Here is an 18,146-nt window from a genome sequence, read left to right as displayed (position 1 = left end):
AGGTAAGTGAATGCTTGCTGTGTACATCGCCCTGATGGTTTGCACCATGCTGCCAGTCATCATCCTGCAGGCAGGCGCGGACATGACCATCCTCGTCTGGCTGGTATTCGCCCTGATGCTGGTGAAAGCACTGCTGCTGGTGGACCATTTCATGGAAATGAAGCACGCGCCCTGGGGCTGGCGGTTTGCGGCACAAGGCTGGGCAGTAGTGGTTGTGGCCGTCCTGGCGGGCATTCATGCTGTGGGTTAAGGCGGCAATGGCATAAATACCACCTTAAGAGTCGCGGACATCGTGCTCAGAGAAAGAACGGTTGGTCGGTGGAGGCCCTGCCCAAACTGTGCGGAGCCAGGGATGGCGGAGCCCAAGCGTCACATGGACGTGCCGCAAGGAGCGTGTTTGGGCAGGGCCTTCATCGACCAACCCACCCCGGAATCACAGAGCTACATTAAGCTCCGTGGAAAATAAGGACGCCGGCCACCAATAGCCTGAGCCAGGGCAATCATCCCCCACAAGACGAACGATGTGTGCAGCACGATGGCCCAGACAATGGCGTAGGTCCAGAACATGCCGGTAAAGCCAAAGATCAACCAGCATAGGGTCACGCCGGAGCTGATCAGCACCGCCCCAGTGACCGACATAATCGCGCCCGCCCGACTGTGCGCTTTTCTCAGCGGTTGCGATTCATCAGTGGTCAGGGCAATCCACAGAACCACCACAAAACCAATAATGGGCAAGGCCAGCAGATTCAGCAGATACCAGACCGCCGGTGTAATCGCACCTTCCCGTTCAGCCCCCTGATTTCCCGAATACCGCATAAACCACCTCCATCAACGCATTCACAGTCACCGCATCATCCGACAGCGGCTCAATCAAACCGGCCCGACAGGCCTCGACCGGCGGCATCCCGGCCGCCATCAGATAGGCGGTATGGATCAGCAATCGGGTGGACGCAGCCTCTTCCAGATCATGATCCTTCAGATTCCTGAGAGAGTTGGCCAAGCCGACCAACTGGACAGCCAGTGCGTCGCTGCAGCCACTCTCCTTCCGGACAATCACCTGTTCCACATCCGGCTCCGGGTAATCAAAGCTCATGGACACAAACCGTTGACGGGTGCTGGGCTTCATGCCCTTCAGCAGACTCTGGTACCCGGGGTTATAGGACACCACCAGCATGAAGCCGGGCGCAGCTTTCAGCAGCTCTCCGGTGCGCTCGATGGGCAGTTCCCGCCGATCATCCGCCAGCGGGTGCAGGACGACCGTGGTGTCCTTGCGGGCCTCCACCACTTCATCCAGATAACAGATACCGCCTTCGCGAACCGCCCGTGTCAGGGGGCCGTCCTGCCAATAAGTGCCCTCCGGCCCGATCAGGTGGCGGCCAACCAGGTCCGAGGCGGTGAGATCATCGTGACAGGCCACGGTATACACCGGCCGGCCCAGCTTTTCCGCCATGTGGCGGACAAAGCGGGTTTTGCCGCATCCGGTCGGACCCTTGATCAGGACCGGGAGGCCATTGCCGGCGGCGGCGGTAAACAATTCCACTTCATTACCCACAGGCTGGTAAAAACTCATGAACGGCGTTCCTATTCGTGCGTGAATTCGAACATTGTCGTTGGGTCAGAGCCCCAGGGAGTGCGCCCGGTTGGTAAAGAAAATACCGGACGGACTTTTTGCCTCCAGAGTGGCCACTTTTTCCAGAGTCCGGGTGCTGTAAACGGTTACCCGATTGCTGTCCCGGGCAGAGACCCAGATCTCTTCGCCACGGGGCGTGAATTCCATGTGAAGCACCGATTTGCCCGGCTCCATGGTCCGCAGGATCTCGTGGCTTTGGGAGTCAATCACCTGGATTACGTCATTGCGTGGATGGGCAAAGCTGACCCAAATCTGGCGATTGTCCGGGCTGGCCATGACAAAAACCGGCTGCCCGTGCACCGGAATACGACCCACCAGCTCCCGGCTTTCCATATCCGCCACCAGCACCTGATGGTGACCGACCGAGGGCACAAAGGCCTTGTCGTCGGCAATGGCCCAGCCTTCCAGGTGGGGCATCTTGTAGACCGGCAAACGCTTCTCGCCCTTGCCATAACCGGGCAGGATAGTGGTCACGCCCTGCCCCGGCTGCCAGAGATCCAGCATTGAAAGCCCATCCTCACCAAACAGGCCGGCGATGTAATAACGACCGTCCGGGGTGATCAGGGCGTCATAGGGCGCCTTGCCAGCCTCAAAACGGGAAACCTCGGGCGGGTTCGTCAGCATGTCCACCGTCCAGATCTCATTGGCGTCGAACAGGCTGAACACAAAGCGGTTGCCCGGGGCATCCACCAGGCCAACCGTCTTCGACTGCGCAGGCTGGCCTTCGGCGTTGGTGTACTCCGCAGGAATCTCGGCCACGAGCTCCAGGGTGTCACTGTCAAAAACATTCACCCCGCCCGGTTCATAGTTGGACACTGCCACGTATTCGCCATCCTGGGAGATGGCACCACCAATACTGTTGCCGGACTGAATGATGCGCTTATCGATGGCCTGGGTCAGCAGATCCACTTTCGTGAGCCCGCCATCGCGCCCGAACACATAGCCGTAGCGGGCATCCCGGGAATACACCACAGAAGCGTGGGAGAGATCGCCCAACCCGGTCACACGTCCCAGGATGTCATGCTCGGAGTGGTCGATGACCAGGACCGATCCGGTCGCCCGTTCAATCACCAGGCCCAGGTCGCCGGTGCCACGCAAAGCGGCCTGTTCAGTCATGCCCATGGACTGGCAGCCGGAGACCAGCGTCGCCAATGTCAGGATCATCAGTGCAAACAACGGTTTCATCGCGCGTCCTTGGTTTCGTTGGTTAACAGGGCGCCGGATTTCAACTGCCGGCTGATCCAGAGCATTTGCTCATCGGTAAGCAAGGGTTTCCAGGGCGGCATGGCCGTGCCATCCACGCCCTCGCTGATAATGGCGGCAATGCCTTCGACAGACTGCAGCTTCAGATCATCAGGACGAAGCGGCGGCCCAAGCCCGCCTTTCAGGGTCATGCCGTGACAGGAACCGCAATCCTGAAGCACCATGTTGGCCAGCTCTGCCCGTGTTTCCGGCGCCCCGGCAAAGGCGCTCCCTGTCAGCAGCATCATGGCCGCCAAAGCTCCCAGTCTGTAACCGCAATTCTTCATTAACCCGCCTCCCGAAACGGCGTCGCCGGCAGTCGTGGAACCCCGCCTGAAACGGCCTCCACCCAGCAGCCCATTAACATTGATATTGATTGAATTATTTCGGGGCAACCACTGGCCATTCGATATACCCATGGAGGGGTACTCTCTTGAAAACCCGGATCTATATGACATTAATCAATGTCCAGAATCCCCAACAAGAGAAACCTAGGCGTGCTCTTGAACCCCAAGGAGAGAACCTGATGAGAGTTACCAAGATGATACTCAAGCCGCTGGCCATCGCCGTGGCCGTTACATCCCTGGGCGTAATGACCGCCCAGGCCGCCCCGAAGGATCCGGACAAATCCACCATGGCCTACGAGGGCACCGCCAGCGCGGTTGATCCCGCCGATGCCAAGGTGGTGCGCACGCCGGGTGCTCCCGACCTGACCGAAGCCGAATTCGAGAAGGCCAAGCAGATTTACTTCCAGCGCTGTGCCGGCTGCCATGGTGTATTGCGCAAGGGCGCCACCGGCAAACCGCTGACCACCGAAATCACCCAGGAACGCGGTATTGAATACCTGAAGTCATTCATCACTTACGGCTCCCCGGCCGGCATGCCTAACTGGGGAACCTCCGGTGAACTGACCGAGAGCGAAGTTGAGCTGATGGCCAAGTACATCATGCACGAGCCGCCGCAACCGCCGGAATTCAGCCTGGCTGATATGAAAGACACCTGGGAAATCATCATTCCGCCGGAAGACCGTCCCACCGAACAGATGAACGACCTGGACCTGAAAAACCTGTTCAGCGTGACTCTGCGGGATGCCGGCGAAATCGCCCTGATCGACGGCCACACCAAGGAAATTGTTGAGATCATCGAAACCGGCTACGCGGTCCATATCTCCCGCATGTCCGCCTCCGGGCGTTACCTGTTCGTGATCGGCCGGGATGCGCTGATCAACATGGTGGACCTGTGGATGGAACACCCGGACACCGTGGCCAAGATCAAGGTCGGCATGGAGGCCCGCTCCGTGGAGACGTCCAAGTACAAAGGCTGGGAAGACAAACTGGCCATCGCCGGTACCTACTGGCCACCGCAGTTCGTGATCATGGACGGCCAGACTCTGGAACCGAAGAAAATCGTCGGTACTCGTGGCATGACCGTGGACACCCAGGAATATCATCCTGAGCCGCGCGTCGCCGCCATCGTGGCCTCCCACGAGCATCCGGAATTCATCGTGAACGTCAAGGAAACCGGCAAGATCAAGCTGGTTAACTACGAGGATCTGGATAACCTGAGCATCACCAACATCGATGCCGCGCGTTTCCTGCATGATGGCGGCTGGGACTCCAGCATGCGGTACTTCATGACTGCTGCCAACAACTCCAACAAGATTGCCGTTGTTGACGCCAAGGACCGCAACCTGGAAGCGCTGGTTGATGTCGGCAAGATCCCCCACCCGGGTCGTGGTGCTAACTTCGTGGATCCGGAGCATGGTCCGGTCTGGGCAACTTCACACCTGGGTGACCCAACCATCCAGTTGATCGGTACCGATCCGGAAGGACACCCGGAAAAAGCCTGGAAAGTGGTCCGCACCCTGGATGGTCAGGGCGGTGGTTCCCTGTTCATCAAGACTCATCCGGAGTCCGACAACCTCTACGTGGACACCGCCCTGAACCCGGCCGAGCCGGTCAGCCAGAGCGTGGCCGTGTTTGACATCAACGACCTGGACGCCGGCTACGAAGTCCTGCCGATTGCCGAATGGGCAGACCTTGGCGATGGCCCCAAACGGGTGGTTCAGCCGGAATACAACGTCGCCGGTGACGAAGTCTGGTTCTCCGTCTGGAACGGCCAGGAGCAGACATCCGCCATTGTGGTGGTTGATGACACAACACGTGAGCTGAAAAAAGTGATCAAGGACGAACGGCTGGTGACCCCGACCGGCAAGTTCAACGTCTACAACACCCAGCACGACGTGTACTGAGCCGACAACACCCGGCGGGAGGACCCAATGCAGCTTGATGCCGCGGACAGACAACTGATCGACAGCTACCAGCGCGGGCTGCCGGTCTGCGAACGGCCCTACGCGGAAATGGCCAGTCATCTGGGCATGACCGAGGAAGAGGTGCTGAAAAGACTGTCTGCACTGCAGGCGCACAACGTCCTCAGCCGGGTGGGACCGGTGTTTGAACACAGCCGGGCAGGCGCCAGCCTGCTGGCTGCCGTGGCGGCCCCGGTCGACCAGATCGACCTGGTGGCCGCCCGTATCAACCATGCTCCCGGTGTCAATCACAACTACGCCCGGGAGCATGCCTACAACCTCTGGTTCGTCATGACGGCGCCCGACGAACGCACCCTGCACGAGCGCCTGGACGACCTGGAAAACCGACTGAGATTGCCCATGCTCAGACTGCCCATGGTCGAGGGCTACCACATTGACCTAGGTTTCAGCATTGACTGGGAGGCACTGTCATGAACCTGCCCACCGGTCACAGCACCCGCAAGCCACAGCCCTACCTGTTCGATACCGAGCGCGTCAGTGCCTGGGGCCTCCTGCGGCTACGCCAGCAGTTGGAGCACGGCCTGCCTCTGACCAGCCGCCCCTACCACACCCTGGCCGAACGCACCGGCCTGACCGAACAGCAGGTGATCGAAGCCGTCCATCAATGGCAGGACACCGGACTGATCAAACGCATGGGCCTGGTGGTCCGCCACCGCACCCTCGGTTACCGGGCAAACGCCATGGTGGTATGGGATGTCCCGGACGACCGGGTCGCTGAACTGGGAGCCCTGCTGGCCGGAGTGCCCTTTGTCACCCTCTGCTACCAGCGGCCCAGGCAACGGCCGGACTGGCCCTACAACCTGTTCTGCATGATCCACGGCATCAGCCGGGACCGGGTCATGGCCCAGTTGGAGGGAATGATCCGCGACTTCCAGCTATCAGACCTGGAACATGCCGTGCTGTTCAGTAACAAGGCCTACCTCCAGCGCGGAGCACGCTATGTCAATGACTGCTGAAACCGGCAAAGCCGTAGATTTCACCGACACCGAAAAGGCCATTATCAACCGGCTCCAGCACGGTCTGCCATTGACACGATACCCCTATCGGGATGTTGCCGAAGAACTGGGCATCACAGAGAACGCACTTCTTGATTATCTTCAGGCCCTGCTTGCCAGTGGCATCCTGACCCGTTTCGGCCCCATGTTCCATGCCGGCGAAATGGGCGGCGGCCTGACGCTGGCCGCCATGCGTATTCCGGAGCGGGAGTTTGATGCCGTCGCCCACACGGTCAACCAGTTCCCGGAGGTGGCCCACAACTACCGCCGCGAACACAACCTGAACATGTGGTTCGTACTGGCCACCGAAACTCCGGAAGGCATTGCCGACACCATCCACCGAATCGAAGCCAGTACCGGCTACCCGGTCTACAACATGCCCAAGGAGCAGGAGTTCCATGTCCACCTCCACTTCCCGGTCTGAGCTCACCCTGACCGATACAGACCGGCAACTGATTGTTGCCACCCAGTCCGGCCTGCCTCTGGTTCCCGATCCCTGGGGAGAACTTGCCCGACAGCTCGGCATAACCGCCGACGAGGTCCTTGAGCGCTTCCAGCGCATGCAGCAGGCCGGAGTCATCCGTCGGGTTGCCGCAGTGCCCGACCACTACAAACTGGGTTACCGGTTCAATGGCATGACGGTCTGGGATATCCGGGATGATGCCATCGTGGCCATGGGCGAGCGCGTCGGTGAGCTGCCTTTTGTCAGCCACTGCTATCAGCGGCCAAGGCACCTGCCCTACTGGTCCTACAACCTGTTTGCCATGGTCCATGGCACCAGCCGGGAAGAGGTCGAGGAAAAAGCCGGAAGAATACGGGAACAATTGGGCGACACCTGCCGTGGCCAGACCATTCTCTACAGCTCCGCCATTCTTAAGAAGACCGGTTTGCGGCTGGCAAAACAGAAAGATACCCCCTGATCTACTCCATCGAAGGTATGGATCAGACCCATGCCGGAGAGGATAGTGACAGGGTAGAGAGCCGAAAAGGCCCGCCCGGAGAGGCCCGAAAGCCACTCCCGATGAGAGAGAAAGACTATGTTTCGCATGACCCGCTACATCAAGACACTGATGGAGCCAACACCGGTAAGACCGGCTCACAAGCCCAGCGGCCCGGTAGTGATCTGGAACCTGATCCGCCGCTGCAATCTCACCTGCAAACACTGCTACTCCATCTCGGCCGACATCGACTTCAAGGGCGAACTGAGCACCAGTGAAGTCTTCACCGTGATGGATGACCTGAAAGCCTACGGAGTGCCGGTACTGATCCTCTCCGGCGGCGAGCCCCTGATGCGCCCGGATATCTTCGAGATTTCCCACCGTGCCAAGGCCATGGGTTTCTATGTGGGCCTGTCCACCAATGGCACCCTGATCAACGAGGACAACATCGACCGGATTGCCGGTGTCGGTTACGACTACGTGGGCATCAGCATCGACGGGCTGGAAAAGACCCACGACGAATTCCGCCAGAAGCAGGGTGCCTTCAAAGAATCCATGCACGCCGTAGCCCTGTGCAAGCAGGCCGGCATCAAGGTGGGTCTGCGTTTCACGCTCACCCAGGACAACTTCCCGGAACTGCCCGCGATGCTGGACATGCTCGACGAGCACGACATCGACAAGTTCTACCTCTCACACCTGAATTACTCCGGCCGCGGCGGCCGCAACCGCAAGCGCGATGCCTGGTATGACATGACCCGCCAGGCCATGACCCTGATGTTCAATCACTGCCACGACGAACTGAAGCGGGGCATCGAGCGCGAGTACGTTACCGGCAACAACGACGCCGATGGCCCCTTCCTTCTCGAATGGGCCAGGGCGCATTACCCGGATCAGGCGGGCGCCCTGGAACAAAGGCTGACCCACTGGGGCGGCAATGCCTCCGGGGTCAACATATCCAATATCGACAACCTGGGCGAAGTACACCCGGATACCTTCTGGTGGGACTACGACCTGGGCAATGTCCGGGAAAAGCCTTTCTCCCGGATCTGGTCAGAAGCCGCTGACCCGCTTATGCAGGGCTTTCGCCAGCACCCGCGCCCGGTCAAGGGACGTTGCAGCGAATGCCGGTACCTGGGCATCTGTAACGGCAATACCCGGGTCCGCGCCTACAACATCTCCCGGGACTTCTGGGAGGAAGACCCCGGCTGCTATCTCACCAACGAGGAAATCGGTGTCATGGACAACGTCGCCCGCCGGGTAGCGGCCCCTGTCATCGAAATTCCGGTCCACAATCTGTAAGGAACAACACCATGACGACAAGCGCACGAAAAAAATGCCTGGTGGAATTCCAACTGGCGGAACAACCCCTGCGGGCCGGAGAAGTTGCCATTGTCGGCGCAGGCCCCGGCGACCCCGGCCTGCTCACCCTGCGCGCCCTGATGCTGATCCAGCAGGCCGACGCCGTGGTGTACGACCGCCTGGTATCCCCCCAGATCATGGAGCTGGCCAGCGCCGACGCTGAACGAATTCACGTGGGCAAGGCCAGCGGCTGTCATTACGTCCCCCAGGAGGAAACCAACGAACTGCTGGTCAAGTTGGCGACCCAGCAACGCCGGGTGGTGCGACTCAAAGGCGGCGACCCGTACATCTTCGGCCGCGGAGGCGAAGAAGCGGAATTTCTGGTGGATAACGACATCGACTTCCAGGTGGTGCCGGGCATCACCTCCGCCGCAGGCTGTGCCTCCTACTGTGGCATTCCCCTGACCCACCGGGACTATTCCCAGAGCGTCACCTTTGTGACCGGGCACCGCAAGGCCGATCAGGGCCTGGAACTGAACTGGCAGACCCTGGCGGCACCGGGGCAGACGCGGGTGTTCTACATGGGCCTGCACAATGCCCCGACCATTGTCCGTGAACTGACGGCCCATGGTCTTTCGGAAAAATGCCCGGTAGCTCTGGTCGAACGGGGAACCACGCCCTTACAACACATGACCGTGACCACGCTGGACGACCTGGAGGAAACCATTGCCCGGGAAGACTTCCAGCCACCGACACTGATCATCGTCGGTGACGTGGTGCAACTGGCCAACAAGCTCGCAAGACCGGCCCAGGCAGGCTGGAACAGCGCCCTGGCCGGGCCCTCTGCCGTCCATGCCGGGCAACGCCCGGCCTGATGCCCTCACACTCAAAAAACCAGGAGCTGTTGCTGGTGACCATTCCCCATTGCTGCCAAACCCTGGCCCGGACCCTGCTGCTGGCAGGCGCCCTGATCAGCACCCCCGCCCTGGCGCAGGACAGCGCCAGCAGTGATATTGACCAGCTGTACCGCCAGCAGTGTGCCGCCTGCCATGGCCCGGACCGGCTCGGTGGCATGGGGCCGGCACTGCTACCCGAGAACCTGTCCCGACTGCGCCAGACAGAGGCTCTGGAGGTGATTCGTGAGGGCCGGCCGGCCACCCAGATGAACGGTTTCGGCAACCGCCTGACCGAGCAGCAGATTACTGATCTGACCGACTACATCTACCAACCACCCGATCACGAACTGCATTGGGGCGAAGCCGAAATCCGGGACAGCCGGATCGTGAACCACCCTCCCGGTTCGCTGCCGGATAAACCGGTTTTCCAGGTGGACGACCTGATGAACCTGTTCCTGGTGGTGGAAATCGGTGACCACCATGTCACCCTGCTGGACGGCGATAAAATGGAGCCCATCCATCGCTTTGCCAGCCGGTATGCCCTGCACGGCGGCCCCAAATACGGCCCGGAAGGACGATATGTCTACTTTGGCTCCCGGGATGGCTGGATCACCAAGTACGACATCTACAACCTGAAGGTCGCGGCCGAAGTACGCGCCGGCATCAATATGCGCAACATCGCGGTATCCGCAGACGGCCGGTATGTGATGGCGGCAAACTATCTGCCTCACACCCTGGTACTGTTTGATGCCAGCACTCTGGAGATGCTCGAACTGATCCCCGTGCGGAATGACGCCGGTGACAGCTCCCGGGTCAGCGCAGTTTATGCGGCGCCGCCACGAAACAGCTTCATTGCCGCCCTGAAGGACATTCCCGAAGCCTGGGAAATCAGGGTCCAAAACGATCAGGCCGATATCCGTCGCATCGCCACGGACACCGTGCTCGATGACTTTTTCTTCGACCCGGACTACAAGCACCTGATGGGGGCCGCCCGTGACGGCAAACAGGGCGTGGTGATTGATCTGGACAGTGGCGACACCATTGCCCAACTGCCGCTGCCCGGCATGCCCCACCTGGGCTCGGGCATTACCTGGGAGTACCAGGGGCGCCGGGTCATGGCCACACCGCATTTCCGGACCAACGCCATTTCCATCATCGACATGGAAAACTGGGAGGTCATCAAAACCCTGGAAACTGACGGACCGGGATTTTTCATGCGCAGCCACGAGAATTCCCGTTACGCCTGGGCGGATGTGTTCTTCGGCCCCGATGCCGATAAGGTTCACGTGATCGACAAGCAGACCCTGGAAATCGTCAAAACCCTGCAGCCGGAGCCGGGCAAGGTGGCCGCCCATGTGGAATTTGACCGCCACGGGGAGAAACTCCTGCTCAGTATCTGGGACCGGGACGGTGCAGTGATTGTTTATGACGCAGACACTCTGGAAGAGCTCAAGCGCCTGCCGATGGACAAACCGTCCGGTAAATACAATGTCTGGAACAAGATTCACTACGAGGAGGGCACCAGTCACTGAGACGGCTCTTATCGACTGGATGAAAATGGTTTAATAATTTAAGTCATTTGAAATGAATCTTTAATGGTAGAATAATTGATCCACGCCAATGCAGCGGGGTCCAAACCATGAACAGCGCATTCAAGCCAGAACTGTCGTCCGCACCGTGCCTTCTGGACAGCGATGACCCGGATATCCTTCAGCAACAGACGGCCTCTGCGGAGGTCGCCCTGCTGAATGGCCTGAGCCGGGCCTTTGGCATCTGCCTGAATGAAAACCGGGACGACCCGGAAGCCCGATTTCTTGCGGACCTGGCCCGCCTGTTTCACCGTCAGCGTATCGATGCGGAAACTCCCCTGGAAAAGCACGACCGGCCCTGGGCCAATGTCTATCTGGTCCAGTACGGCATCCTGCGGCTGTTCCGGGAATCGACCACCGGCAAGGTGGCGATTCACCATTTCTTCACCGAAGGCGACCTGATCTGGCCGGTGTTCGGCAGAACCCGCACTATCCGTAACACCCTGTGTCTGACCAGCGTGCTGCCCTGCACGCTTTGGGTGGCGGATTTCTCGGCTTTCCGGTCGGCGATCCAGAGTCATGGCGAAGGCCGCTGGCATCGTTTTGCCCTGGCCCTGACCGAGGAACTGGCGGAACTCACCAGCATGCGGGAATTCCGCAAACAGACCATGCCGGCGAGCCAGCGCTTCCAGTTGTTGCAGGAAGAATACCCGGAGTTGATGAAGCGGGTGCCGGACAACCAGTTGGCTGCCTGGCTGGGAGTGGTACCCGCCACCTTCTCCCGGCTGAAAACCGCCAGCCGGTCCGGTGGCAAGGCATAAAAAAGGCGACAGGATCAGACCTGCCGCCTGAGGAAAAACCTGAGTTAACCCCTGTAAGCCGGGATCAGCCGTGCAGTTTCACCGCCAGTTCCGCCACATGCTTGCCCTGGAACCGCGCAATCGAGGTTTCCTTTTCGCTCGGCTGGCGGGAACCGTCACCACCGGCGATGGTAGAAGCACCGTAAGGCGTGCCTCCGTTCACCTCGGAGATGTCAAAGAATTCAGGGATGCCGTAACCCAGCGGTACCAGGACCATGCCGTGGTGCGCCAGAGTGGTCCAGAAAGAGGTAATGGTCTGCTCCTGGCCACCGCCGGTACCGGTGGAAGTAAACACGCTGCCGACCTTGCCGAACAGTTTGCCCTGAGCCCACAGACCACCGGTCTGATCCAGGAAAGTCCGCATCTGGCCCGCCATGTTGCCGAAACGGGTGGGCGTACCGAAAATCACCGCATCGTAGTCGGCCAGTTCGCCGGGGTCGGCCACCGGGGCGCCCTGATCGGCCTTGCCTCCGGCATCCAGAAAGGCCTGATCCGGCATGGTTTCCGGGACCCGCTTGACCACCACATCGGCGCCGTCAACACTGCGGGCACCTTCAGCCACGACATTCGCCATGGTTTCGATGTGACCATACATGGAGTAATACAGAACCAGTACTTTTGCCATCGCAACGGACTCCTTCGTCTCTAATGATGATAGACATAGCCTAGCGCCCGGCGCGGCAACAGGAAAACGGAAGATTTCCGGCGGGTCGTTCAGTTTTTCTGAACGGTGTCACCGGATGTTCATGGTATTTAATTGCGTACACCTGTACGCTGAACCCGCTATAATCACAGACACCAAGACGTCTTACTGAATGACCCAGACCATGAATCAACTGAAGTCCACAGCAGATTCCATCCACTACCGTATCGAGGAGTGGATCAACAGCGCGACCCACGGCATTGGCGCCCTGCTAAGCGTGATCGGCACCATCGCACTGATAGCCGCTGCCAGCCAGTCCGGGGATGCCTGGAAGATTGTCAGCTTCAGTGTCTTTGGCGCGTCTCTGATCCTGCTATATCTGGCGTCGGCGCTCTACCACGGAGCCCGGCATCCAAAACTCAAGGCCCTGTTCAAGACGCTGGATCACTGTGCCATTTTCCTGCTGATTGCCGGCACCTACACGCCCTTCCTGCTGGTGAACATGCGCGGCACCACAGGCTGGACGCTGTTCGCCGTGATCTGGTCACTGGCCCTCACCGGGGTAGTGCTGAAGGTTATCTTCAAACATCGCTTCAAGCTGGCCAGGGTGGGCATTTACATTGCCATGGGCTGGCTGATCACCTTCGCGTCATCGGATCTGGTGGCCAACCTAAGCGAGACCGCCCTGAACCTGACCATTGCCGGCGGCATCGTCTACACAGCCGGGGTCGCCTTCTATCTCGCAGACCGTATTCCCTACATGCACGCAGTCTGGCACCTGTTTGTGATTGGCGGCAGCGCCTGTCATTTCAGTGCCATCTACTATGGCGTACTGCCCCACGCGGTCTGATACGTGCCCGCCCCCAAAAAACTGCATGCCTTCTGGCTATTCTTTCCCGCCGCCACCCTCTGGGCTGCGCTGGTGGTGCCACTGTCTCTGCTTGCTGTGCTGTCCGGTCATGGCTGGCCACCCGGGCTCATGGCCAATGGTCATGGCCATGAACTGATCTTTGGCTTTGCCCTGGCTCTCGTCGCTGGCTACACACTGGGGCCGCAGCCCCGCCGCGTTCTGTTGCCGCTGTTCAGTCTCTGGCTTGCCGCCAGGCTGTGCTGGCTGCTGGCGCCCGACTCTCTGGCCGCCACTGTGCTCAGCCCCCTTTTCGCCCTGTTGCTGGCCCGTCATGTTGTTCCCAGATTCCAGGCAGCCAAGAAATGGCGCAACCGGGTTGCCGGCCCCCTGATCCTTGCCCTCTGCCTGTTTGCCGTGGCGTTCGGCCTGAGCCGGGCGGGCATACCTTTGCCCGCGCCACGTACACTGATGTTCAGTGCCATCATCGGCCTGTTGCTGCTGATGGCCTTCATTGGCGGACGGATGATAGCACCGGCGGTTGCCGGAACCCTGGAGAAACAGGGCATTTCCCTGAAAGCCAGGGTGCAGCCACGGATTGAGGGAAGCCTGCTTGTCCTGCTGTCGATCGCGATGATCATGATGATGGCGCCGTTTCTGGCTCCCGTTGCTGGACTCACCCTGATCACAGCGGCGGTCTTGCTGGCCCTCCGGGTGATGCGCTGGAAGCTTTGGCACTGCCGGCAACGCCCGGACCTGCTGGTGCTGGCCGTCGGCTATCTCTGGCTGGCAGCTGGGGCCGCGGCAACGGGCACTCATCTGTTGGCCGGCGCCGGGGTGTTGCCGGCTTTGCACCTGATTACAGTGGGTGCTCTGGGCACACTGTCCTGCAGTGTCATTCTCAGGCAGGCCTGGCAGAGGGCAGAACGCAGGGCGCCGCCAGGCTGGCAGGTAACAGCCGTGGCACTGGCCATGCTGGTCGCGGCCACCGCACGCTATCTTGCCGGCCCGGCGCCATTTTCAAGCCCGGGGCTGCTATGGCTGGCCGCCATCGGTTGGAGCCTGTGCTACCTGGGTGTCACCTGGCAAGTAATCACCCTGTTCATTGCCGACCGTCAGCGCCGGGCTCGCACTCCAGCAACTGCCGGATAGCCACATCCCCGGCCTGGCCATTGGCCGGCGGCGCGAGCTCCTTCACGGTTTCCCCACGGTCGTTGCGTATGCCGGTATCGGCACCGGCGGCCAGTAACTGACGAACCAGCTCTGGGTCACGGTTGCGCACTGCCATCATCAGGGCGGTCTGGCCTTTCTCGGCTTCCTGAAGGTCGGTGTCCGCTCCCCGCTCCAGCAGAATGGCCACGGCCTCCGGCCGGTTGTTGATGACGGCGCCCATCAAGGCGGTGTAGCCGGTTTTTTCGGTGTGGTCAATGGCCGCCCCCTGATCCAGCAGATAGCTCAGGATATCGGTATGGCCCCGAGCGGCGGCCCGCATCATCGCGGTCCAGTTGCAGTCGTCGCCGGCATCAATCCTTGCGCCACGGCCCAGCAGATCACGTACCCGGTCCGCATTGCCTTCCTCGGCCGCCACAATCAGCGGTGTCCGGCCCCGGCTGTCCCTGGCCTCCAGGTTCTCCTCCTCACCAAGCAGTTGCCAGATCACCACCAGCAAGACAACGGCAACCAGCCCCCCAAGCAAACCCGACCATTTTTCCAGTATGCTCATCCTTCACTACCTTCAGGGGCGTCGCCCCAGTAAAATGCCTCTCCCCGTATTGATCCGGAGCCAGCCAATGTCCATGGGCATGAACCCCGCCAGCAGTCTCGAAAAGCTCAAGCGTGTTGAATCCAGCAAGCTATTCCAGGGTGCCGTCATTGCCATCATACTCCTGTCGGCCCTGACCATCGGCGCCAAGACCTACAATCTGCCGCCACTGGCCGAGCAGGTCCTAGGTGTGCTGGACACGGCCATCACCGTGTTCTTCCTGGTGGAGATTCTGTTTCGTTTCGCCGTCTGCCCCAACAAACGCCGGTTTTTCCGGGACGGCTGGAACCTGTTCGACACCATCGTGGTGATTGGCAGCCTGATCCCCCTGGACAATTCCGAAGCGGTACTGCTCGGCCGTCTGCTGCGGGTATTCCGGGTGCTGCGTCTGGTGTCCGTGGTGCCGGAGCTGCGTTTTCTGATCAACTCGCTGCTCAAGGCGATTCCCCGCATGGGTTACATCGCCCTGCTGATGTTCATTATTTTTTACATCTACGCGGCCATGGGGTCCATGTTCTTTGCGCGGGTGGACGAAAAACTGTGGGGCGATGTGGCCGTCTCCATGCTCACCCTGTTCCGGATTGCCACCTTTGAGGACTGGACGGATGTCATGTACGCCACCATGGACGTTCATCCCATGAGCTGGATCTACTACGTCACCTTCATCTTCCTGGCGGCGTTTGTGTTCCTGAACATGATGATCGGGGCGATTCTGGAGGTGATGGGCGAAGAGCAGAACGCCCGGGCCGCCCAGCAGGCCCATGACGAGCGCGATGAGATCGCCCGCCAGCTCCGGGCTGTTCAGGAACAGCTTCAGGAGCTAAGCAGGCAGGTGGGCAACCGGCGGGAGTGAATCAGCCAAAGGCAGGCTTGGCCATGGCCAGATGGAAAATGGCGCTGACACAAACCAGCGCGGCAATGGAAGCCGTCACACGTACCGGCTTGCCAAAAGCGGGCTTCATGGCGAACACGCCGGCGGCGATATAGCCGATCAACAGAACAATCTTGGCGATGACCCAGCCGGGCATATCGGAAATGTACCCGGTGACGAACAGCAGGGCGATGGCCGCCACCAGCAGGATCGTGTCATTGGCATGGGGAATCCAGCGCAGCGGCGTCTGGCGCCAGCCCGGCCGCCCCACCGCATCCAGCAGCAGGCGCAGGGCAAACAGGGTCACCGTCAGGTAGGCGGTGGTCATGTGCAGGTGTTTCAGAATCGCGTAGGCAGTCATAAAGATTCCCGATCCGGTTCGTAAAAGTGCCGACCATTGTACGCAAAATACCTCCAGACAGGTATGGCCAGGAAGCCGACCCGGATATAACATTCACAACAAATGAATGTTCACGGAGCCGAATCATGCAGGCTATCCCCACTTCCCCCGAACCACCCAGAGCAAGCGTCCGACAGTTGTTTGCCTATCCGTTCCGGATTTTCTTCCTGTCCATGGCCCTGCTCTCGGTGCTGGCCATCCCGGCCTGGGTACTGCAGGTGTCCGACGCCATTCAGTTGCCTCTGGCCATGCCCGGACTGCTCTGGCACCAGCACGAAATGCTGTTCGGGTTCCTGTCGGCCGGTATCGCCGGGTTCCTGCTGACGGCGGTCTGCGTCTGGACCCAGACCAACCGCATGCACGGCGTGCCATTGCTCCTGCTCTGGGGCGTGTGGCTGGCAGGCCGGCTGTCCCTGGCCTTCGGCGCTGGCTGGCCGGAATGGCTTGTCCAGGGACTGAATCTGGCCTTCCTGCCACTGGTGATGATGGATGCCGGATGGCGCATCTGGCGAGCCAAACAGAAACGCCAGGTGCTCATCCTGGTGGTCCTTGGCCTGCTCTGGGCCATGCAAATCGGCTTCATTACCCGGCTGGACATGGCGTTCAGCCATGGCGCCCTGATCATGGCCATGGCCCTGATCAGCATCATTGGCGGGCGCATCACCCCGGCTTTCACCTCCGGCTGGCTGAAGCGTCAGGGCATCAACAGTCCGGCGGTACGCATGATCCCGGCCCTGGATCTCACCACCCTGTTAAGCCTGATTCTGGTACTCGCTGGCATGCTCGCCGGCATGCCCCGGACAACCGCCATCCTGTCCCTGATTGCCGCAGTGCTCATGCTGACACGCCTGTTCCACTGGAAGGGCTGGCTAACCCGACGGGAGCCTTTGCTCTGGGTACTGCATCTGTCCATTCTCTGGGTACCGGTGGCCCTGGCTCTGCTTGCCGGCTCCCTCCTGGCGGGCTGGCCCGCCAATGCCTGGAGCCACGCGGCTGGTGCCGGCGCCATCGGCGGCCTGATTCTTGGCGTGATTGCCCGGGTGTCCCTGGGCCACACCGGCCGGCCACTGGTGCTACCCCGTGGCATGGTCACCGCCTTTATTGCCATCCAGATCGCGGCGTTGCTGAGAGTGCTGACTGCGTTCGAATTCATTCCCTGGCATGCCGGCATTGGCACGGCCAGCCTGCTCTGGGTCCTCGCCTACGGGCTGTTCCTGATCCGGTACACCGGTGTCCTTGCCCGCCCCCGGGCCGATGGCCAGGACGGGTGACACACCCAACGGCACACTCATGCATTCTGCAATCATCCACTAAAGGTCAATAGTCTCTGGCGCGGAACGCGTTAAAGTATCGGGAAATCATTTTGCAACAGAGAAACCGGCAACATGTATCCCGATCACTTTGACAAAGAAGACCTGATCCGGTGCGGCCATGGCGAACTCTTCCCCGGAGCCATGCGCCTGCCCATCGACGAAATGCTGATGGTGGACCGTATTACCCACATCGCCGCCGATGACGGCCTGTATGGCAAGGGCAGCCTGGTGGCTGAACTCGACATCGACCCGGAACAGTGGTTTTTCAAGGTGCACTTTCAGGGTGACCCGGTGATGCCGGGCTGCCTGGGTCTGGATGCCATGTGGCAGCTGGTCGGTTTCTTCCTCGCCTGGAGTGGCGGTGAAGGCAAGGGCCGCGCCCTGGGCGCCGGCGAAGTGAAGTTTTTCGGGCAGGTTCTGCCGGAAAACAAGAAGGTCACCTATTACCTGGACATCAAACGGCTCATCCGCCGCAAGCTCACCATGGCCATCGCGGATGCCCGCATGGAAGTAGACGGCCGGGAGATCTATACCGCCAAAGATCTGCGGGTTGGCCTGTTCACGTCTACCGATGACTTTTAGGAGTTAGCAA

The 18,146-nt window shown here is 60.4% G+C and carries 22 protein-coding genes; 15 read left to right on the top strand and 7 right to left on the bottom strand.

What is annotated here, in order from left to right:
• The first annotated feature begins 10 nt into the window (after nucleotides 1-10).
• Nucleotides 11-250: a cytochrome C oxidase subunit IV family protein gene (locus HNR38_RS02470; RefSeq protein ID WP_183699405.1), complete on the top strand. Its 240-nt coding sequence runs from the start codon at nucleotides 11-13 to the stop codon at nucleotides 248-250.
• Between the two features lie 191 nt (nucleotides 251-441).
• On the opposite strand, the gene HNR38_RS02465 is transcribed toward HNR38_RS02470, so the two are convergent.
• Genes HNR38_RS02465 through HNR38_RS02450 form a run of 4 tightly spaced genes read right to left on the bottom strand, consistent with a single transcriptional unit; the run spans nucleotide 442 to nucleotide 3,120 of the window.
• A complete protein-coding gene (locus tag HNR38_RS02465; protein WP_183699403.1) occupies nucleotides 442-816 on the bottom strand; it encodes a hypothetical protein in 375 nt (124 codons plus the stop codon).
• Complete coding sequence (locus tag HNR38_RS02460; RefSeq protein WP_183699401.1) at nucleotides 788-1,570, bottom strand: CbbQ/NirQ/NorQ/GpvN family protein; 783 nt, start codon at nucleotides 1,568-1,570, stop codon at nucleotides 788-790. Before HNR38_RS02460 ends, HNR38_RS02465 begins: the two co-directional genes overlap by 29 nt.
• A 45-nt stretch (nucleotides 1,571-1,615) precedes the next feature.
• Entirely contained in the window at nucleotides 1,616-2,815 is a 1,200-nt protein-coding gene (locus HNR38_RS02455) for a cytochrome D1 domain-containing protein (protein ID WP_183699399.1), read from the bottom strand.
• Nucleotides 2,812-3,120 carry a c-type cytochrome gene (locus HNR38_RS02450; protein ID WP_246362285.1) on the bottom strand — a complete coding sequence of 103 codons (309 nt, stop codon included), beginning with the start codon at nucleotides 3,118-3,120 and terminating at the stop codon, nucleotides 2,812-2,814. Before HNR38_RS02450 ends, HNR38_RS02455 begins: the two co-directional genes overlap by 4 nt.
• Before the next feature lie 278 nt (nucleotides 3,121-3,398).
• Here HNR38_RS02450 and HNR38_RS02445 point away from each other — a divergent pair, with 278 nt between their 5' ends.
• The 9 genes from HNR38_RS02445 to HNR38_RS02405 all read left to right on the top strand — a co-directional run bounded on the left by HNR38_RS02445 (nucleotide 3,399) and on the right by HNR38_RS02405 (nucleotide 11,679).
• Nucleotides 3,399-5,123 carry a nitrite reductase gene (locus HNR38_RS02445; RefSeq protein WP_183699395.1) on the top strand — a complete coding sequence of 575 codons (1,725 nt, stop codon included), beginning with the start codon at nucleotides 3,399-3,401 and terminating at the stop codon, nucleotides 5,121-5,123.
• Between the two features lie 27 nt (nucleotides 5,124-5,150).
• Complete coding sequence (locus HNR38_RS02440; RefSeq protein ID WP_183699393.1) at nucleotides 5,151-5,615, top strand: AsnC family transcriptional regulator; 465 nt, start codon at nucleotides 5,151-5,153, stop codon at nucleotides 5,613-5,615.
• Nucleotides 5,612-6,157 (top strand): siroheme decarboxylase subunit beta, encoded by a 546-nt coding sequence (ahbB, locus tag HNR38_RS02435; protein WP_183699391.1) that lies wholly within the window; start codon nucleotides 5,612-5,614, stop codon nucleotides 6,155-6,157. The genes HNR38_RS02440 and ahbB (HNR38_RS02435) overlap by 4 nt, the downstream gene beginning before the upstream one ends.
• Complete coding sequence (locus tag HNR38_RS02430) at nucleotides 6,141-6,620, top strand: Lrp/AsnC family transcriptional regulator (RefSeq protein ID WP_221275617.1); 480 nt, start codon at nucleotides 6,141-6,143, stop codon at nucleotides 6,618-6,620. The genes ahbB (HNR38_RS02435) and HNR38_RS02430 overlap by 17 nt, the downstream gene beginning before the upstream one ends.
• Entirely contained in the window at nucleotides 6,595-7,116 is a 522-nt protein-coding gene (gene ahbB / locus HNR38_RS02425; protein ID WP_183699389.1) for a siroheme decarboxylase subunit beta, read from the top strand. The genes HNR38_RS02430 and ahbB (HNR38_RS02425) overlap by 26 nt, the downstream gene beginning before the upstream one ends.
• A 117-nt stretch (nucleotides 7,117-7,233) precedes the next feature.
• Nucleotides 7,234-8,433 (top strand): heme d1 biosynthesis radical SAM protein NirJ, encoded by a 1,200-nt coding sequence (nirJ, locus tag HNR38_RS02420; RefSeq protein ID WP_183699387.1) that lies wholly within the window; start codon nucleotides 7,234-7,236, stop codon nucleotides 8,431-8,433.
• Nucleotides 8,434-8,444: 11 nt separating this feature from the next.
• Complete coding sequence (cobA, locus tag HNR38_RS02415) at nucleotides 8,445-9,308, top strand: uroporphyrinogen-III C-methyltransferase (protein ID WP_183699385.1); 864 nt, start codon at nucleotides 8,445-8,447, stop codon at nucleotides 9,306-9,308.
• Nucleotides 9,308-10,861 carry a cytochrome D1 domain-containing protein gene (locus HNR38_RS02410; protein WP_183699383.1) on the top strand — a complete coding sequence of 518 codons (1,554 nt, stop codon included), beginning with the start codon at nucleotides 9,308-9,310 and terminating at the stop codon, nucleotides 10,859-10,861. Before cobA ends, HNR38_RS02410 begins: the two co-directional genes overlap by 1 nt.
• Nucleotides 10,862-10,968: 107 nt before the next feature.
• On the top strand, nucleotides 10,969-11,679 hold the full coding sequence (locus tag HNR38_RS02405) for a Crp/Fnr family transcriptional regulator (RefSeq protein ID WP_183699381.1): 711 nt from the start codon (nucleotides 10,969-10,971) through the stop codon (nucleotides 11,677-11,679).
• A gap of 64 nt (nucleotides 11,680-11,743) precedes the next feature.
• Here the strand turns inward: HNR38_RS02405 and wrbA are convergent, their stop codons facing one another.
• Nucleotides 11,744-12,343 carry an NAD(P)H:quinone oxidoreductase gene (gene wrbA / locus HNR38_RS02400; RefSeq protein ID WP_183699379.1) on the bottom strand — a complete coding sequence of 200 codons (600 nt, stop codon included), beginning with the start codon at nucleotides 12,341-12,343 and terminating at the stop codon, nucleotides 11,744-11,746.
• A gap of 190 nt (nucleotides 12,344-12,533) precedes the next feature.
• Here wrbA and trhA point away from each other — a divergent pair, with 190 nt between their 5' ends.
• Complete coding sequence (gene trhA / locus HNR38_RS02395) at nucleotides 12,534-13,211, top strand: PAQR family membrane homeostasis protein TrhA (RefSeq protein WP_246362282.1); 678 nt, start codon at nucleotides 12,534-12,536, stop codon at nucleotides 13,209-13,211.
• A gap of 3 nt (nucleotides 13,212-13,214) precedes the next feature.
• A complete protein-coding gene (locus HNR38_RS02390; protein ID WP_343068209.1) occupies nucleotides 13,215-14,360 on the top strand; it encodes an NnrS family protein in 1,146 nt (381 codons plus the stop codon).
• Here HNR38_RS02390 and HNR38_RS02385 read toward each other — a convergent pair.
• A complete protein-coding gene (locus HNR38_RS02385; protein ID WP_183699375.1) occupies nucleotides 14,311-14,931 on the bottom strand; it encodes an ankyrin repeat domain-containing protein in 621 nt (206 codons plus the stop codon). The two genes, HNR38_RS02390 and HNR38_RS02385, sit on opposite strands and share 50 nt — an antisense overlap.
• 67 nt (nucleotides 14,932-14,998) lie before the next feature.
• On the opposite strand from HNR38_RS02385, the gene HNR38_RS02380 reads away from it, so the two are divergent.
• Entirely contained in the window at nucleotides 14,999-15,823 is an 825-nt protein-coding gene (locus HNR38_RS02380; protein WP_183699373.1) for an ion transporter, read from the top strand.
• Nucleotide 15,824: 1 nt separating this feature from the next.
• Here the strand turns inward: HNR38_RS02380 and HNR38_RS02375 are convergent, their stop codons facing one another.
• Complete coding sequence (locus tag HNR38_RS02375) at nucleotides 15,825-16,202, bottom strand: SirB2 family protein (protein WP_076724624.1); 378 nt, start codon at nucleotides 16,200-16,202, stop codon at nucleotides 15,825-15,827.
• A 125-nt stretch (nucleotides 16,203-16,327) separates the two neighbouring features.
• On the opposite strand from HNR38_RS02375, the gene HNR38_RS02370 reads away from it, so the two are divergent.
• Together HNR38_RS02370 and fabA are read left to right on the top strand one after the other, a co-directional pair.
• A complete protein-coding gene (locus tag HNR38_RS02370) occupies nucleotides 16,328-17,512 on the top strand; it encodes an NnrS family protein (protein ID WP_183699371.1) in 1,185 nt (394 codons plus the stop codon).
• A 114-nt stretch (nucleotides 17,513-17,626) separates the two neighbouring features.
• On the top strand, nucleotides 17,627-18,136 hold the full coding sequence (gene fabA / locus HNR38_RS02365) for a bifunctional 3-hydroxydecanoyl-ACP dehydratase/trans-2-decenoyl-ACP isomerase (protein ID WP_183699369.1): 510 nt from the start codon (nucleotides 17,627-17,629) through the stop codon (nucleotides 18,134-18,136).
• Nucleotides 18,137-18,146 lie beyond the last annotated feature (10 nt).

Origin of the sequence: Marinobacter oulmenensis, from assembly GCF_014201735.1 — a bacterium.
GTDB lineage: Bacteria > Pseudomonadota > Gammaproteobacteria > Pseudomonadales > Oleiphilaceae > Marinobacter > Marinobacter oulmenensis.
This window is presented reverse-complemented; position numbering and strand designations above follow the sequence as displayed.

What these genes read in the sequence shown, in the direction of transcription:
- HNR38_RS02470 (WP_183699405.1), top strand. Translation starts at nt 11, where the DNA reads ATGCTTGCTGTGTACATCGCCCTGATGGTTTGCACCATGCTGCCAGTC.
- HNR38_RS02465 (WP_183699403.1), bottom strand. Translation starts at nt 816, where the DNA reads ATGCGGTATTCGGGAAATCAGGGGGCTGAACGGGAAGGTGCGATTACA.
- HNR38_RS02460 (WP_183699401.1), bottom strand. Translation starts at nt 1,570, where the DNA reads ATGAGTTTTTACCAGCCTGTGGGTAATGAAGTGGAATTGTTTACCGCC.
- HNR38_RS02455 (WP_183699399.1), bottom strand. Translation starts at nt 2,815, where the DNA reads ATGAAACCGTTGTTTGCACTGATGATCCTGACATTGGCGACGCTGGTC.
- HNR38_RS02450 (WP_246362285.1), bottom strand. Translation starts at nt 3,120, where the DNA reads ATGATGCTGCTGACAGGGAGCGCCTTTGCCGGGGCGCCGGAAACACGG.
- HNR38_RS02445 (WP_183699395.1), top strand. Translation starts at nt 3,399, where the DNA reads ATGAGAGTTACCAAGATGATACTCAAGCCGCTGGCCATCGCCGTGGCC.
- HNR38_RS02440 (WP_183699393.1), top strand. Translation starts at nt 5,151, where the DNA reads ATGCAGCTTGATGCCGCGGACAGACAACTGATCGACAGCTACCAGCGC.
- ahbB (WP_183699391.1), top strand. Translation starts at nt 5,612, where the DNA reads ATGAACCTGCCCACCGGTCACAGCACCCGCAAGCCACAGCCCTACCTG.
- HNR38_RS02430 (WP_221275617.1), top strand. Translation starts at nt 6,141, where the DNA reads ATGTCAATGACTGCTGAAACCGGCAAAGCCGTAGATTTCACCGACACC.
- ahbB (WP_183699389.1), top strand. Translation starts at nt 6,595, where the DNA reads ATGTCCACCTCCACTTCCCGGTCTGAGCTCACCCTGACCGATACAGAC.
- nirJ (WP_183699387.1), top strand. Translation starts at nt 7,234, where the DNA reads ATGTTTCGCATGACCCGCTACATCAAGACACTGATGGAGCCAACACCG.
- cobA (WP_183699385.1), top strand. Translation starts at nt 8,445, where the DNA reads ATGACGACAAGCGCACGAAAAAAATGCCTGGTGGAATTCCAACTGGCG.
- HNR38_RS02410 (WP_183699383.1), top strand. Translation starts at nt 9,308, where the DNA reads ATGCCCTCACACTCAAAAAACCAGGAGCTGTTGCTGGTGACCATTCCC.
- HNR38_RS02405 (WP_183699381.1), top strand. Translation starts at nt 10,969, where the DNA reads ATGAACAGCGCATTCAAGCCAGAACTGTCGTCCGCACCGTGCCTTCTG.
- wrbA (WP_183699379.1), bottom strand. Translation starts at nt 12,343, where the DNA reads ATGGCAAAAGTACTGGTTCTGTATTACTCCATGTATGGTCACATCGAA.
- trhA (WP_246362282.1), top strand. Translation starts at nt 12,534, where the DNA reads ATGACCCAGACCATGAATCAACTGAAGTCCACAGCAGATTCCATCCAC.
- HNR38_RS02385 (WP_183699375.1), bottom strand. Translation starts at nt 14,931, where the DNA reads ATGAGCATACTGGAAAAATGGTCGGGTTTGCTTGGGGGGCTGGTTGCC.
- HNR38_RS02380 (WP_183699373.1), top strand. Translation starts at nt 14,999, where the DNA reads ATGTCCATGGGCATGAACCCCGCCAGCAGTCTCGAAAAGCTCAAGCGT.
- HNR38_RS02375 (WP_076724624.1), bottom strand. Translation starts at nt 16,202, where the DNA reads ATGACTGCCTACGCGATTCTGAAACACCTGCACATGACCACCGCCTAC.
- HNR38_RS02370 (WP_183699371.1), top strand. Translation starts at nt 16,328, where the DNA reads ATGCAGGCTATCCCCACTTCCCCCGAACCACCCAGAGCAAGCGTCCGA.
- fabA (WP_183699369.1), top strand. Translation starts at nt 17,627, where the DNA reads ATGTATCCCGATCACTTTGACAAAGAAGACCTGATCCGGTGCGGCCAT.